The sequence below is a fragment of the Rheinheimera riviphila genome (assembly GCF_004005945.1).
Lineage (GTDB): Bacteria > Pseudomonadota > Gammaproteobacteria > Enterobacterales > Alteromonadaceae > Pararheinheimera > Pararheinheimera riviphila.
The window spans coordinates 148,534-162,954 of the sequence record NZ_SACS01000003.1 but is presented as its reverse complement, the minus strand read 5'-3'; the positions used below and the strand labels follow the sequence as shown (position 1 = coordinate 162,954).

Here is a 14,421-nt window from a genome sequence, read left to right as displayed (position 1 = left end):
ATCAATGAAAAAAGTATTACCACTGCTGGTTGGCCTGACGTTGTTGCCTTTATTTGCCGTCGCTGAGCCAGAAATGGCGCTGATCACCGTTCAGGGATCTGGTGCTGTGCCAACCCCGCCTGATTTTGCCAGATTAACCATGACGATTGGCAGTCGTCAGACCGCCGTCAGTCAGGCCAAAACCGATGTTGATAACAAAGTGACCCAAATTACCGCGATGCTGCAAAAGCTGGGCGTTAAAAACACCGATATCAACAACGCACCGCTGCGGATTTATCCGGAGTATCAGGCCGAAAAAACCACCACTGAATTGTTTAAAGTGGAGCGTGAAGTGACAGTGACGGTGCGTAACCTCAGCCAATATCCGGAGATTCTGGAACAAGCGGCCGTGCTTGGCGTCACCCAGTTACAACCTGCCGAATTATTGTCATCCAAAGCTGAAGGACTTTATCAACAGGCCTTACAGCTTGCTTATGCCGATGCTGAAGAGAAAGCCAAAGCGCTGGCGAAGTTAAGTGGCCGTAAAATTGCCAGAGTGCACCAGATCCAGGAGCAGGGCAGTTCACCGGCGCCACGTCTGAAAATGGCGATGATGGCGGCAGATTCTGTGCAATTTGGCAGCAACAATGTCCGTGCCGACCTGACAATCCAGTTCGAACTGGCCAAACCCTGAGAAATGTTCACGGCAAAGGTTTAATTTTCCGGCCAAACCAAGTATGGTATGGCGCATTGTTGCGACCATATATTAAAGACCAATGCTTGCTGAAAAATTAGACTTTTACCGTACATTAGTAGCGCAGGCTGAAGCCTTAATCGCTGATGAGCCGGATATGATTGCCAATATGGCAAACCTCAGTGCGCTGTTATTTAATGAAATGCCTGATCTGAATTGGTCAGGCTTTTATATTTTACGCCAGGGCGAATTAGTATTAGGCCCGTTTCAGGGTAAACCGGCCTGTGTCCGGATCCCGGTTGGCAAGGGTGTTTGTGGCACCGCCGTCGCCACCGGAGATATTCAACTGGTGAAAGACGTGCATGAATTTCCGGGACATATTGCCTGTGATGCCGCCAGTAATTCCGAAATTGTGTTGCCGGTCCGCCATCAGGGCGAAATAATCGCAGTGCTGGATATCGACAGCCCGTCATTGGCTCGTTTTGATCTGTCAGATCAACAAGGTCTGGCTGAATTAGTCAGCGTGTTTGAACGCCGCCTGGGCCAGACTTTATGAAAGATTTGGTTTCCATTCAGGACTATTTGTTGTCCATCGCCGACGTCGGCGACTGGGAAGGCGAAGAAGAGTTAGTTGCAGACCGGATCAATGCTATATACCATGCGGTTTGGGAAAAAATTCCGGATGACACCAGCGTCGATTTAATTGACCGGGTGCTTAATGAAATTTGGGATCAACTTCGCGGCAGCACCATTATTCTGGATGCCGATGAGTATGAATTGATCGACTGGGCGCAAGCCCATATGCGTAAAACGCTGTCCAACGCGGATGAAGACGAAGACGATGCTGACGACAATCAAGATCATGACGACAGCGATACCGATGAAGAAAACGACGAAGAAGATGAAGAGTATTGATGCATGACTAGCCAAGTCGAACCACAAGTTAAACCGCACAACGTCAAAGAAATTGTTGCCTTATTAGCAGAGCAGTTTCCACTTTGTTTCAGCCTGACCGGCGAAGCCAAACCACTGAAAATAGGTATTTTCCAGGACTTAGTTGCCCGCCTGCAAGACAACCCGTTATTCAGTAAAACGCAGTTGCGTCAGGCGCTGCGGGTGTATACCTCCAGCTGGCGTTATCTGGATGCGGTCAAGGCCGGGATTGCCCGGATTGATTTGGAAGGTATCGCAGGTGATCTTGTTGATGAACAACAAGCCGAACACGCTGCAAAAACGCTGGTCGAGAGCAAAGCCAAAGCGGCTGAAGTGCGTAAAGCCAAGGCGCTGGAACACAAAGCCAGACAGCAACAACAAAAACCACAGGCCGACGCATCACAACCTGCAACAACAGATGTTGCTAAAACAGACAAACCTGCTTACAAAAAAAATGCCCCAAGAACTGCCGCTAAACCAGCGAAAAGTTCTACTCTGAAAGAGAACCGTCCTGCCAAAGTCGCAACTCCGGTTGTTGCTGAAAAAGCATTACAGGCAGTCACAACGGTTGATTTAGTCGTTGGTGCAAAAGTTTTAATCAAATTGGGCCAGAACCCAATGCCAGCCACTGTAGTCGAAGTAGTTAAACAGGATGTCGTGGTGCAGTTAGCCTCTGGAATGGTGGTCAAAACGCATAGCGGCAGTTTGTATCAGGCTTAACAACACAGAGTCTCAGATGAAAAAATTATCCGGAATAGCCGCAGCACTTTTGATTGTGATGGGCAGCTCAGCGCTTGCCTCAGTCACCACCGATGTGGTGACAATGCCGAAACTGGCGCAGCTCGATCAGCATTTTACCGCCAGTAAACGTGTCGCCGCTATCTTCACCCGTGGTCATTATTTGCAGGTGAAAATCGATGATGAGCTTTCGGCAAAAGTGTTTGAACGCTATCTGGATAGTTTGGACTATTACCACAATGTGATGCTCAAAAGCGACATCGACGCTTTTGCCCAATACAAATTTCAGTTTGATGACGCCATCCAAAAAGGTCAGTTTGACTTTGCTTTTCAAATGTTTAATTTGAGTTTGCAACGTCGTGCCGAACGTTTTGATTACGCGATTTCTCTGTTGGAAAAGCCATTCGATTTCACCGCGCCTGACAGCTACGAATACGAACGTGAAGACGCGCCTTGGGCAACCGATCTGGCGCAGCTGAACGAATTGTGGCGGCAGCGGGTTAAGTTTGACGCACTCAATTTAAAACTGACCGGCAAAAAGCCGGAAGAAATTAAAGAGCTGCTGTTAAAACGCTATAAAAGCGCCAAAAAGCGCTTAGCCCAAACTGAAAGCGAAGATGTGTTCCAGCTCGTGCTGAACTCCTATGCGCGCAGCATCGAAGCGCATACCTCGTATTTATCACCCCGTAATGCCGACCGATTCCAGCAGGAAATGAACCTGAGCCTGGAAGGGATTGGTGCGGTATTGCAGCTGGATGATGATTACACCGTGATCGCGAGCCTGGTGCCAGGTGGTCCGGCCGATATGACGAAAAAGCTCAAACCAAAAGACAAAATTGTTGGTGTGGCACAGGGCAGCGAAGAGTTTGTTGATATCGTCGGCTGGCGTTTAGATGACGTTGTTGATCTGATCAAAGGCCCTAAAGGCTCTAAAGTCCGGTTGCAGGTGATGGCGGCCAGTGATATTGCCGGTACCGCACCACAACAAATTGAAATTGTGCGGGACAAAATCCGCTTAGAAGACCGCGCCGCCAAAGGTGAGGTGTTTAAGTCGTTGTTGCATGAAAACGGTAAGAATATTGGTGTGATTAATATTCCGAGTTTCTACAACAATCTGACCGAAGATGTGAAAAAAGAACTGACGGCGCTGAAAGAGAAAAAAGTTGACGGCATTATTGTCGACTTACGTGGCAACGGTGGTGGTTCATTGCCGGAAGCCATCACGCTGACCGGTTTGTTTATTGATAAAGGCCCGGTGGTGCAAATTCGTGAAGGCAATGGCCGGATCATGCAAAACGATGATACGGACGCCAGTGTGTTTTACGAAGGTCCGTTGACGGTGATGGTTGACCGTTATAGTGCATCGGCTTCGGAAATTTTTGCCGCTGCGCTGCAGGACTATGGCCGTGCGGTGATTATCGGCGAAAATACTTTCGGCAAGGGCACAGTGCAACAGCACCGCGGTCTGGGCCGGATTTACGATACCTTTGACGGTGAATTAGGCAGTGTGCAATACACCATTGCTAAGTTCTACCGCATCAATGGCGGTAGCACCCAGCATAAAGGCGTGATCCCTGACATTATTTTCCCATCACCAATCGATCCGGCGGAATGGGGCGAAAGCAAAGAGAAAAATGCGTTACCCTGGGATTCAATCCCGGCTGCAGCTTATGCCAGTACCCCGGATCTGAAAGTGACATTGCCGTTGTTAACTGAAAAACATCAGAAGCGGATTGCCGCTGAGCCAGAATTTAATTTCCTGATGCAGGATATTGCTGACTACAAGCGCGAAAAAGACGTCAAAACCATCTCGCTGAATGAAAAAGAGCGACTGGCGAAAAAAGATGAACTGGCGGCAAAAGAGTTAGCGCGCACCAACGAGCGTTTAGCCAGACTGAAATTGCCGACAGTGAAAAAAGTGGAAGATGCTCCGGAAACGCTGGAAAAGTTAGATCCGTTCCTGGAAGAAGCCGCATTAATTACCGCTGATTTAATTATGAGCAACCGGCTGGCGAAGAAATAACAACTTCAGTACCGGCTTACGCCACAAACCCAACAAAGGACTGACTTCAGTCCTTTGTTGTTATTGAATATCCGGATTTTTATCGGCAACTTGCAGTTGCTGGTGTGATCCTTCAGTCAGCGTTAGCCAGCAGGGCTATTTTAGGGTTTTCAGATGCAACAACAGCGTCATTCTATGCATGGGCAGTGGTCGAGCCGTTTTACTTTTATCATTGCTGCAACCGGCGCTGCCGTTGGACTTGGTAATATCTGGAAGTTTCCATACATCATGGGACAAAACGGTGGCGGTGCTTTTGTGCTGGTTTACCTGTTATGTATTTTGCTGATTGGCATTCCGGTGTTAATGGCGGAAGTGATGATGGGCAAACGTGGCCGGCAAAGTCCGGGTCTGACTGCCCGTACCTTGGTGCTCGAGGCCAATGCCCACCGCTACTGGCAAGTCACGGGGTGGGTCGGGTTGCTGGCTGGCTTTTTAATTTTGTCATTTTATTCGGTCATTGCGGGCTGGGCTTTTGCTTATGTCCCAAAGGCCTTACAAAATAGTTTTGCTGGCAAATCAGCCGCTGAGCTTGGCCAGATGTTTGGTGAATTTTCCGCGGACAGTTCAAGCTTATTGTTATGGACCACAGTGGTCATTGGTTTGACCTGCGCAGTGGTCGCGCGTGGCTTAAAACAAGGACTGGAACGCAGTCTTAAATTTATGATGCCAGCGTTGTATATCTTGCTGATTTTGATGGCGATATATGCCGGGATCACCGGCGAGTTTCTGAAAGCTCTCAATTACATGTTCTATCCGGACTTTTCTAAACTTACAGTCCATGGTGTGTTGATTGCGTTGGGTCATGCATTTTTTACCTTGAGTCTGGCCTCCGGCGTGATGATGATTTATGGCGCCTATTTGCCAAATAATGTCTCGATCATCAAAACCTCGATTTGGATTGCGCTGGCCGACACATCGGTGGCGTTAATTGCCGGGATGGTGATTTACCCAATCGTATTTGGCCAGGGGCTGGATGCGGGTCAGGGGCCAGGCCTGATTTTTGTCACTTTGCCAATTGCCTTTGGCAGTATGCCGGGCGGCGTGTTGATCGGAACCTTTTTCTTCCTGATGCTGGTATTTGCGGCCTTTACTTCGACCATCGCGATGATTGAATCCGTGGTGGCATGGCTGATTGAATCCCGCGGTTATAGCAGACTGAAATCCGTGATCCTGGCAGGCATTGTGGTATGGCTGATGAGTCTACTGACCGTTTTTTCCTTTAGTAAAGCCAGCTGGACACAGTGGCATTTTAATTTTCTCGGTAAAGAAGTGCACAATTTGTTTGAAATCCTCGACCATCTGGCTGCTGACATCATGCTGCCGCTTGGTGGTTTGGCCATTGCGCTGTTTGCCGGCTGGGTAATGAAGCGCTCTGCCACCGAACAAGAGTTGAATACTTCGCCACTTGCTTATACTATCTGGCGTTTCTGTATCCGCTGGTTCACACCTGTTGCCATTGGCTTAGTGTTTCTGAATCTGGTCGGTGTACTCTGACGATAATTAAAATACCCGTTTTAACCGGGAAAAGTGAGTAACAACTATGCCTTTGAATCCAAAACATCCCAGTTTGCTTGATGCGCTGATCCCACTGGTGATGCTGATTTTGTTATTAGGTCTGTCGGTTTATCTCTACGGCAGCGATTCGTCTTACGGCCCGAATCAGATCGCGCTGTTTGTTGCAGCCGGTATTGCACTGGTGATCGGGTTAAAAAATGGCCATCGTTGGTCAGCCTTAGAACAGGCGATGGTGCATGGCATTTCGTTGTCGCTGGGCGCCATTTTAATTTTGTTCGCGGTGGGCGCATTGATCGGTACCTGGTTGTTGTCTGGGACCGTGCCGTCGCTGATTTACTACGGCTTGCAGTTGTTAAATCCAGCCTGGTTTTATGCCGCTACCTGTATCCTGTGCTCTGTCGTCGCCCTGGCTATCGGCAGTTCCTGGACCACGGCCGCGACTATCGGCGTGGCATTAATTGGTGTGGCGCTTGGTCTTGGCATGTCACCGGTGGTGACTGCGGGTGCCATTATTTCCGGTGCTTATTTTGGTGACAAGATTTCTCCTTTGTCGGATACCACCAACCTGGCGCCTGCAGTTGCAGGTTCGGAGTTGTTTGACCATATCCGGCATATGACCTGGACCACCATCCCAAGCCTGGTGCTGGCGATCCTGATTTTCGCGGTGATGGGTTTTAATCAGTCTGGCGAAGCGGATGCTGCGAAAATTCTGCAATTAAGTACGGACTTACAAAAGCAGTTTAATATCCATTGGTTTCATCTGGTGCCAATGCTGGTGCTGATGATCATGGCGATTAAAAAGGTGCCGGCATTTCCGACCGTGTTTATCGGATCCATCCTGGGGGGCATCTGGGCTGTGCTGTTTCAGCCGGAACTGCTGGCACGGATGGCGGATCAAAGCTTGCCAGCGGTGCTAGGCACGTTAAAAGTCGTTTGGACCACACTGTGTAATGGCTTTTTGATTGAAACCGGTAATGCCGAACTGGATAAATTATTGTCCGGTGGTGGCATGTCAACGATGATGAACACGGTGTGGTTGGTGATGTCAGCGATGGTCTTTGGTTCGGTATTAGAACACACCGGTTTACTGAAAAGATTTGTGCAAATCATTCTGGCCAAAGCACATAGTACCGGTTCGTTAATCACCAGTACTATCGTGACCTGTATTGCCACCAACATTTTGACGGCTGACCAATATATGGCGATTGTGATGCCGGGCCGCATGTATAAAGAAGAGTATGAGCGCCGCGGTTTAGCGCCGGTGAATTTATCGCGTACGCTGGAAGATGGCGGCACTATTACCAGCCCGTTGATCCCCTGGAACACCTGTGGTGCTTATATGCACGGTGTGTTAAACGTCAATCCGCTGGACTATATCTTCTATGCATTTTTTAACCTGATTAACCCGGTGTTGGCGATTATTTACGCTTATTGCGGGATTAAAATCCTGAAATTGACCCCGCCACCAGCCGTGTTTAATCCGCTGGCACAAAATGTCGAAACAGTTCCTGACACAGCGTTAAAGTCTTAAGTAAAGGTCGTACTCTGCGGTGAAATTCGCAGCAGAGTACGAGGTCCTGCAAGTGAAGCAACAGGGTGCAGACTTGTTGTAAGAGTCGTCTTTCCACATGACAACGGTGCCCGCAGGTTTCAAACCAGGGTACTTTGCCGGTATTTTCTGATGGAGTCGTTATGAGCCAGTCACGTCAAATCAAACGTTTAGCCGATTATCAGGCACCTGCCTTTCTCACGCACAGTATCGAGCTGGAATTTGTGTTGGATCCAGCCGCGACGCAGGTTACCGCGATCAGCAAAATCAGCCGTCAGGGAGCACATCAATTGCCGCTGATGTTAGATGGTCATGGTTTTGAGCTGCTGGGTATTTGGCTGAATAATGTGCCGCTGACCGACTATCAGCAGACCGACGAGCAGCTTGTTCTATCGCAGCTGCCTGACGAATTTGAGCTTAAAATTGTCACGCAGTTAAATCCGGCCGAAAATACCGCGCTTGAAGGTTTGTACCTGTCTGGCGGTGCTTATTGTACCCAATGTGAAGCCGAGGGGTTTCGTCGGATCACTTATTATCAGGACCGGCCAGATGTTTTGGCGGTTTTTACCACCCACATTATTGCCGATGGCAAAAGTTATCCGCACTTGCTGTCCAACGGCAATCTGATTGCAGACACTCTCCTTGCAAACGGTCAACGCCGCGTCAGCTGGTTTGACCCATTTCCGAAACCTTGTTATTTGTTTGCGCTGGTGGCCGGCGATTTTGATGAGCTGACCGATAGTTATACCACCGGCAGTGGCCGCGAAGTGGCGCTGAAGTTTTATGTCGACAAGGGCAACCAGCAGCGCGCGGTGTTTGCGCTCGAGTCGTTAAAGCGCGCCATGCTGTGGGACGAACAGGAATTTGGCCTGGAGTACGATTTAGATATCTACATGGTGGTTGCGGTCGATTTCTTTAATATGGGCGCGATGGAAAATAAAGGCCTGAACGTTTTTAACAGTAAATATGTCTTGGCCAATCCACAAACCGCTACCGACGTTGATTATTTTAATATCGAAAGTATTATCGGCCATGAGTACTTCCATAACTGGACCGGCAATCGCGTGACCTGCCGCGACTGGTTTCAGCTGAGCCTGAAAGAAGGGCTGACGGTGTTCCGGGATCAGCAATTCAGCGCCGCGATGGGCTCGCCGACTTTATGCCGGATTGATGCGATTAAAACCATCCGTACCGCGCAGTTTGCCGAAGACGCCGGTCCGATGGCGCACCCGATCCGGCCAGAACAAGTGCTGGAGATGAACAATTTTTATACCGTGACCGTGTACGACAAAGGCGCTGAAGTGATCCGGATGCAACATACCTTGCTGGGGCAGGCTGGTTTTCGTCGTGGCATGGATTTGTATTTCCAGCGGTTTGACGGCAAAGCAGTCACCTGTGATGATTTTGTGCAGGCGATGCAGGATGCCAACGAACGTGATTTCAGTCAGTTCCGCCGCTGGTATCAGCAGGCCGGTACACCACAGCTGCGTGTGACAAGCGCGCAGGATGATGCGCTGGCGAGCTTCACACTGACGTTACAGCAGCACACCGATGCTACCGCCGATGGCAGTCCGAAATTGCCTTTGGTGCTGCCGGTGCGGCTGGAACTGATTAGTTTGGATCTGAGTTACCGGCAACAGCATTTGTTGGTGCTGACGGAAGAGCGCCAGAGTTTTGTGTTTGAACAGGTACCAGCGAATGTCCGTGCGGTCGTGCTGGCCGATTTTTCCGCGCCGGTGAAGCTGTTACAGCAGATCAGCCTGGATGATTTATTGTTTATTGCTGCCAACGCCAGCGACGGTGTGGCACGCTGGGATGCGATGCAGCAAATTTGGTCCGATTTGGTGCGTCAGTCCGTCGTAGCTGCGCATCCGGTGTTGATACCGGCAAGTTTGCTGGCGATGTTCCGGCAGTTGCTGGACCAGCCACTGGATGATTTGGAATTTACTGCCGAACTGCTGGCGTTGCCTGGTTTTGATACCTTGGCTGAGCAGTATCCACAGATCCCGGTGGATAGCATCCTCGATACATTGCAGAGCTTCCGTCAGCAAATTGCTAGCCAGCTGACGGCAGAATTAACTCGCTGTTATCAGCGTTTACCGCGCCAGCCTTATCAGTATCAATCCATGCAGGTCGGTATTCGTAAATTGCAAAGCCTGTGTTTGGGCTATCTGGCGCAAGCTATTTCGGCTACAGTGATATCGCAAAAAAATGCGGCTGCTGATTCGGATGTAATTACGCAGCTGTTGCAGCAGCATTATCTGCAGGCCGATAATATGACGGATCGTCAGGCCACTTTGACCGCCGCAGTACAAGCCGGCCTTGACCTGGCGCAGCCGCTGCTGCTGGATTTATTGGAAAAAGACGGTCACGACCCGTTAATTTTTGATAAATGGGCCAGTTTGCAGGTGAGCCTGCCGACGGAAAAAGTTTTCGAACTGATTGAAAATATTGTCAATTACCCGCAATTTAGTTGGAATAATCCAAACCGGGTGCGTGCGGTATTCAGTGCTTTTAGTCATTACAATCCGCAGCAGTTCCATCGTGCTGATGGTCGTGGTTATCAGTTATTGGCCAGTATTGTTGGCAAGATTGATCATAGCAATCCGCAACTTGCTGCCAGGCTGGTGACGCCGTTGTTATCATGGAAACGCTATGACGAAGCCCGTCAACTTCTGATCCAACAGCAACTAGGGCAGTTGCGCGACCAGCCTGGCCTCAGCAACGACTTATTTGAAAAAGTCGCCAGAAGCCTGAGCTAATGCAGCGTATCTATCGTTTCCGGCTGGAATTGTCTCCCGAACAATGCCTTGGTTATTACCAGGGCATCATTCAATACGTGCTGGTGCAGGCCGAATCCGGCGAAAGAGTGCAGCTGCGCGCCGAGAATTTTCGCGCTTTTATTACCCACAATGGCCTTTCCGGCAGCTTCGAACTGACCACCACCGAGCAGGGTAAGTTTATTGCTCTGAAAAAAATAAATTAGAGCAACTACTTTAAACGGTAGATTAAAACAACTGCTGTAATTCCTGGTTATTTGCCGTTACTTATCATTGAGTTAGCTGATTTATTTGGCAGTTGCTGAAATGCAGTTAAACTTAACTGCGGCAGGAATGAGGCCGAACACCACAATTACAAAAAAAACTAAAGCCAAATCAACAGATTTACGACAAACCAAGCCTTGCGCCCATTAGAAAATGATGTAATTATTTTATCTAAGTGGGTAGAGATCAGAGCAGTTGAAATCACTCATTCATTACAAAAACAAAATATACCTGCAGGGACAGGGGGGGAGATCACAAGATGAACAAAAGACCATTTGCCTTTGCTAAAAATCCTTTAGCATTGAGCGTCGCGTCTGCGCTGTTAGCCTTGTCTGCAACATCAATCCAAGCGGCCAGTTTTACCATTGGCGACGACGTTGAAGTTGTATTCGACTCAAGCTTTTCTTATGGTGCCAGTTTCCGCACCGAAGATCGGAATTGGGATACCATCAGTAAAGTTAATCATCCAAGATTTAACTGGACTGGCTACAATGCCGCGACCAATAACATTTATCCACCGTCTGACATCTGGAAAAACCCGGGTAGCTACTCATCAAATGGTGATGCTGGTAACCTGAACTACGATAAAGGCGACAAATTCTCCGAATTATTTAAAGGCACTCACGAATTATCAATCACTAAAGGTGATTATGGTCTGTTTACCCGCTTCATGTACTTTTATGATTCGGCGCTGATGGATGATAAAGGTGCTTACACCAATCCGGTTTCTGGCCAACATGTTGACGCTTGTGCCGACGATGAAGCCCGTGATTTAGCCTGCCGAGATGTCCGTTTACTGGATGCTTATGTTTTTGCCAATTTCTCATTGAATGACGGTGCAAACCCGCTATCAATGCGGTTGGGAAACCAGGTATTAAGCTGGGGTGAAAGCACCTTAATTCAGCATGGTATCAACATTACACCGATCGACGTTGGTATTGCCCGTTTGCCGGGTGCTGATTTAAAAGAAGCTTATATTCCGGTTGGGATGTTTTCAGCGTCTTTAGGTATTACCGAACAGCTCTCTGCAGAAGTCTTTTACCAGTACGAGTGGCAAAACAGCTACTTACCAGTACCAGGTTCTTATTTCTCTACCAACGACTTCGCCGGTAAAGGCGGTTATGCGCAAAACATTCAGTTAGGTTTTGCCGGTAACCCGGATATTGATTTATCCACCTTATTGGCGGGATTAAACGGTATTGGTTCAGGTGTTGCTGCGTTAAGCGCAGTGCTGGCCAATCCAAACGCTTCAGCAGCGCAGAAACAAGCGGCTCAGACGCAGTTGGGTCAGTTGTCACAGGCTTACTTAGCGTACCCAACCAAAGTGACATTGCGTCCTTATGGCGATGCCGGTGAGATTGAGCCGGAAGACGGTGGTCAGTATGGTTTGAAATTTGAGTATTTCTCGCCAGAGCTGAATGACACTGAATTTGCACTGTACTACATGAATTACCACAGCCGCACGCCGGTTATTTCGGGTATCGCTTCGGATTTCCGTACTGCGGCTATCCAGGCCGATATCGGTTTCCTGGCAGCCAATGCCGGTAAAATTACCAAAGAAAACGTGTCCAGTTTAAAAGCGATGTCCAAGGGGTTAATTGAATATCCTGAAGATATCAAACTGTATGGCTTTAGCTTTAATACCACGTTAGAAGGCACATCAGTGGCCGGTGAACTGGCGTATCGCCAAGACGAGCCGCTGCAAATTGATGACGTTGAAATTCTGTACGCTGGTATGCCTGAACAGTTGGCCATTGCTGGTATCCGTCCTGATTTAGCCGGTATTTCACAAATTGGCCGTTTTGATGGCAAAAAAGTGCAACCAGGTCAATTTGCGCAGGGTTATATTCTGGCAGATACCACGCAAGCACAGGTTACTGTGACGCACTTGTTTGGCCCGGTGTTGAATACTGACAACTTCACCTTATTGGCGGAGATTGGCGGTATTAAAATCAAAGACATGCCGCATGAAGACATTCTGAGATTAAATGGCCCTAACACTGACCGCAGCGGTTACCCGCTGATCGGTACCAACGGTGTGGGCGGCCCTTTAATTCCGAAAACAGGTCTGCATACCGGCTTGTCTGACGGTGCTGAAACCAACCCGTTTCCAACGGCTTCAGCCTGGGGTTATCGTTTAGTCGCCATTGCGAACTACAACAACATCATGGCGGGCGTCAACCTGACGCAACGGCTGGTGTTTTCGCATGACGTCAACGGTATTACACCCGATCCGTTGTTTATGTTCTCTGAAGACAAAAAATCAGTGAGCTACAGTTTAGCTTTTGATTATCTGAATCAGTGGTCGGCGGAAGTTTCGTACAACGCTTTCTTTGATGGCGTCGGCACCACCAACAACACTGAAGACCGTGATTTTGTGTCTTTTAACATCAAATACTCATTATAAGGGACGAGATAGTCTTATGAAAAAACTCACCCTACTATCGTCCGCCATTGCTTTAGTTGTTAGCTGTGGCGCATTGGCTAAATTACCAGCCGATCAAGTTGCTCGTCTTGGTGCTGATTTAACACCGCTGGGTGCTGAAAAAGCCGGTAACAAAGATGGCAGCATTCCCGCATGGAACGGCGGTATTACGTCAGTGCCTGCTGGTTATAAAGCTGGTGATCACCATCCGAATCCGTTTGCTGCGGATAAAGTAGTGTTTACAATCACCAAAACCAACATGGAACAACATAAAGCCTTGTTGTCACCGGGTCAGCAAGCGTTATTCAATTTGTATCCTGACACTTACAAAATGAATGTGTATCCAACACAACGCTCGGCCTCATATCCACAGTATGTATATGATGCGACTAAGAAAATCGCAGCAAATGCTGAGTTGGTGCAAAATGGTAACGGTATTATCAACGCTGCTATTGGTATCCCGTTCCCAATTCCGGCAAATGGTCTGGAAGCAATCTGGAACCACATTGTGCGTTACCGTGGTGTTGCGGCGACCCGAAATGGTGGCCAGGCTGCGCCAACGGCGACCGGTGCTTATACCTTGATCGGCTTTAACGAAGAGATCATGTTTAAGTACTCTGATCAAAAAGCCACCGCTGAAGCACTGCAGGCAGAAAACATCCTGTTCCGCTTTAAGCAAAGCGTGACCACACCAGCACGTCTGGCCGGCACCGCGTTGTTAGTGCATGAAACGATGGACCAGGTGAAAACACCTCGTCAGGCCTGGACTTACAATACCGGGCAACGTCGGGTTCGTCGTGCGCCAAACGTGGCTTATGACGCGCCAGGTACTGCGTCTGATGGTCTGCGTACTACTGATGATTTCGACATGTTTAACGGATCACCAGATCGTTATACCTGGGAGCTGAAAGGCAAACAGGAAATGTTGATCCCATACAACAGCTACAAGCTGCACAGTCAAGAAACCAAGTACGCCAGTCTGTTAACAGCCGGCCACTTAAACCCTGATTATGTGCGCTTTGAAAAACACCGGGTCTGGGTGGTTGAAGCGACACTGAAATCCGGCATGCGCCACGTGTACGGCAAACGGGTGTTTTACATCGATGAAGACAGCTGGCAAATTCATGTTGCCGATCTGTACGATGCCCGTGGTGAATTGTACCGCGTGGCTGAAGCACATGGTCTGAACTACTACGAAGTGCCAACTCACTGGAGTACGTTAGAGGTCTATCATGATCTGAACTCGCGTCGTTATATTGCGATTGGTTTAGATAACGAAGATAAGATGTATGATTTCTCTGTGAAATTGTCTGATAACGACTTTACTCCGGCGGCACTGCGTCGGGAAGGTACCCGTTAATCAACGAGTGTGATGACAAACGGTTGGCTTGCGCCAACCGTTTTTGTTTCAGTTTAACCCTTGAGTAATAGCTCTAATGATGTCAAAAATTTTGTCAAGATTAGGTCTTTGTTGTGTATTAA

At 48.7% G+C, this 14,421-nt stretch carries 11 protein-coding genes; all 11 read left to right on the top strand.

What is annotated here, in order from left to right:
- Positions 1-4: 4 nt before the first annotated feature.
- The 11 genes from EOE67_RS04505 (at position 5) to EOE67_RS04455 (ending at position 14,299) form a co-directional block, all read left to right on the top strand.
- Positions 5-673 carry an SIMPL domain-containing protein gene (locus tag EOE67_RS04505; RefSeq protein WP_164852217.1) on the top strand — a complete coding sequence of 223 codons (669 nt, stop codon included), beginning with the start codon at positions 5-7 and terminating at the stop codon, positions 671-673.
- A gap of 82 nt (positions 674-755) precedes the next feature.
- Positions 756-1,229, top strand: a complete 474-nt coding sequence (locus EOE67_RS04500; protein ID WP_127697853.1) for a GAF domain-containing protein — start codon at positions 756-758, stop codon at positions 1,227-1,229.
- A complete protein-coding gene (locus EOE67_RS04495) occupies positions 1,226-1,588 on the top strand; it encodes a hypothetical protein (protein ID WP_068063236.1) in 363 nt (120 codons plus the stop codon). Before EOE67_RS04500 ends, EOE67_RS04495 begins: the two co-directional genes overlap by 4 nt.
- Positions 1,589-1,591: 3 nt before the next feature.
- The gene (gene proQ / locus EOE67_RS04490) at positions 1,592-2,326 is read left to right on the top strand and encodes an RNA chaperone ProQ (protein WP_127697852.1); all 735 of its coding nucleotides are present in this window, start codon (positions 1,592-1,594) and stop codon (positions 2,324-2,326) included.
- 16 nt (positions 2,327-2,342) lie between these two features.
- Positions 2,343-4,367: a carboxy terminal-processing peptidase gene (gene prc / locus EOE67_RS04485; protein WP_127697851.1), complete on the top strand. Its 2,025-nt coding sequence runs from the start codon at positions 2,343-2,345 to the stop codon at positions 4,365-4,367.
- Between the two features lie 153 nt (positions 4,368-4,520).
- The gene (locus tag EOE67_RS04480) at positions 4,521-5,900 is read left to right on the top strand and encodes a sodium-dependent transporter (protein ID WP_206099427.1); all 1,380 of its coding nucleotides are present in this window, start codon (positions 4,521-4,523) and stop codon (positions 5,898-5,900) included.
- A 46-nt stretch (positions 5,901-5,946) separates the two neighbouring features.
- Positions 5,947-7,452 (top strand): Na+/H+ antiporter NhaC, encoded by a 1,506-nt coding sequence (gene nhaC / locus EOE67_RS04475; protein WP_127697850.1) that lies wholly within the window; start codon positions 5,947-5,949, stop codon positions 7,450-7,452.
- A gap of 161 nt (positions 7,453-7,613) precedes the next feature.
- Complete coding sequence (pepN, locus tag EOE67_RS04470) at positions 7,614-10,232, top strand: aminopeptidase N (protein WP_127697849.1); 2,619 nt, start codon at positions 7,614-7,616, stop codon at positions 10,230-10,232.
- A complete protein-coding gene (locus tag EOE67_RS04465) occupies positions 10,232-10,456 on the top strand; it encodes a DUF2835 family protein (protein WP_127697848.1) in 225 nt (74 codons plus the stop codon). Before pepN ends, EOE67_RS04465 begins: the two co-directional genes overlap by 1 nt.
- A gap of 317 nt (positions 10,457-10,773) precedes the next feature.
- Positions 10,774-12,921, top strand: a complete 2,148-nt coding sequence (locus EOE67_RS04460; RefSeq protein WP_127697847.1) for a DUF1302 domain-containing protein — start codon at positions 10,774-10,776, stop codon at positions 12,919-12,921.
- Between the two features lie 16 nt (positions 12,922-12,937).
- Positions 12,938-14,299, top strand: a complete 1,362-nt coding sequence (locus EOE67_RS04455) for a DUF1329 domain-containing protein (RefSeq protein ID WP_127697846.1) — start codon at positions 12,938-12,940, stop codon at positions 14,297-14,299.
- Positions 14,300-14,421: the final 122 nt, after the last annotated feature.

What these genes read in the sequence shown, in the direction of transcription:
- EOE67_RS04505 (WP_164852217.1), top strand. Translation starts at nt 5, where the DNA reads ATGAAAAAAGTATTACCACTGCTGGTTGGCCTGACGTTGTTGCCTTTA.
- EOE67_RS04500 (WP_127697853.1), top strand. Translation starts at nt 756, where the DNA reads ATGCTTGCTGAAAAATTAGACTTTTACCGTACATTAGTAGCGCAGGCT.
- EOE67_RS04495 (WP_068063236.1), top strand. Translation starts at nt 1,226, where the DNA reads ATGAAAGATTTGGTTTCCATTCAGGACTATTTGTTGTCCATCGCCGAC.
- proQ (WP_127697852.1), top strand. Translation starts at nt 1,592, where the DNA reads ATGACTAGCCAAGTCGAACCACAAGTTAAACCGCACAACGTCAAAGAA.
- prc (WP_127697851.1), top strand. Translation starts at nt 2,343, where the DNA reads ATGAAAAAATTATCCGGAATAGCCGCAGCACTTTTGATTGTGATGGGC.
- EOE67_RS04480 (WP_206099427.1), top strand. Translation starts at nt 4,521, where the DNA reads ATGCAACAACAGCGTCATTCTATGCATGGGCAGTGGTCGAGCCGTTTT.
- nhaC (WP_127697850.1), top strand. Translation starts at nt 5,947, where the DNA reads ATGCCTTTGAATCCAAAACATCCCAGTTTGCTTGATGCGCTGATCCCA.
- pepN (WP_127697849.1), top strand. Translation starts at nt 7,614, where the DNA reads ATGAGCCAGTCACGTCAAATCAAACGTTTAGCCGATTATCAGGCACCT.
- EOE67_RS04465 (WP_127697848.1), top strand. Translation starts at nt 10,232, where the DNA reads ATGCAGCGTATCTATCGTTTCCGGCTGGAATTGTCTCCCGAACAATGC.
- EOE67_RS04460 (WP_127697847.1), top strand. Translation starts at nt 10,774, where the DNA reads ATGAACAAAAGACCATTTGCCTTTGCTAAAAATCCTTTAGCATTGAGC.
- EOE67_RS04455 (WP_127697846.1), top strand. Translation starts at nt 12,938, where the DNA reads ATGAAAAAACTCACCCTACTATCGTCCGCCATTGCTTTAGTTGTTAGC.